Source organism: Candidatus Accumulibacter vicinus, assembly GCF_000584955.1.
GTDB lineage: Bacteria > Pseudomonadota > Gammaproteobacteria > Burkholderiales > Rhodocyclaceae > Accumulibacter > Accumulibacter vicinus.
On record NZ_JDSS02000050.1, the window covers coordinates 6,956 to 8,020 of the forward strand.

At 62.5% G+C, this 1,065-nt stretch carries 1 protein-coding gene; it reads right to left on the reverse strand.

Annotated features, from left to right (window positions below; genetic code table 11):
• The coding region (locus CAPSK01_RS19920) for a topoisomerase C-terminal repeat-containing protein (RefSeq protein WP_034930967.1) at window positions 1-1,065 on the reverse strand (1,065 nt) is incomplete at both ends.

A 1,065-nucleotide genomic window follows, 5' to 3' on the forward strand; every position in this document is an offset into this window, starting at 1 on the left:
CGATCAGCGCGAGCGCCTCGTCCAGCGTGATCTCTTCCGGCGTAATGTCCTTGGGGAGGGTGGCGTTGGTGCTGCCGTGCTTCACATAGGGGCCATAGCGGCCGCTGCGCACGGTGATATCCTTGCCATCCTCCGGGTGCGCACCGAGGTTTTTGAGCAGCGAGGCGGCCGAATCGGCACCGCGCGGCGCGCGTTCCATCACCAGCACTTCGAGCGCACGCGGCAGGTCGATTTCATACACGCTGTCGGTCTTGGGAATCGACTTGAATTTGCCGTCGTGCAGCAGATAAGGGCCGAAACGGCCATTGTTGGCGACGATCGGCAGGCCGGTATCCGGATGATGGCCGACCTCGCGCGGCAGCGAGAGGAATTTCAGCGCCAGTTCAAGCGTTGCGTTTTCCAGCGGGATTTCCTTGGGCCACGACGCGCGACGCGGCTTCGGCGCCTTCTTGTCCTCCGGCATCTCGCCGATCTGCACATAGGGGCCGAAGCGGCCGGAAAGCAGCTTGATGTCGAGTCCGCTAGCCGGGTCCTGGCCCAGGATATTGTCGCCCTCTGCGGTGGCGGCATGCAGCGGTCGTGTGTAATCGCATTCCGGGTAGCCGGAACAGCCAATAAAAAGGCCGCGCTTGCTTGCCTGCATGAACAGGGGCTTGCCGCATTTGGGGCAGGCTTCCGAAATCGGGCAACCGCGCTCGACCCCCTGCTTGGCTTTGAGGTCGCCGTCGAATGCGCCCCAGAATTCACCCAGCAACCGCGTCCACACGCGCTTGCCGTTCGACACGTCGTCAAGTTTATCTTCCAGTCTGGCGGTGAAGTCGTAGTCGACGTAGGCGCCGAAATGGCGGGTGAGGAAGCAGTTGACCAGGCGGCCGACATCGGTCGGCTGAAAGCGTTTTTTCTCCAGCACCACGTATTCGCGGTCCTGCAGGGTGGAAATGATGCTGGCATAGGTGGACGGGCGGCCGATGCCGTATTCCTCCAGCGCCTTCACCAGACTGGCTTCGGTGAAGCGCGGTGGCGGCTGGGTGAAGTGCTGTTCGCCGTAGAGTTTGTCGACCGGCA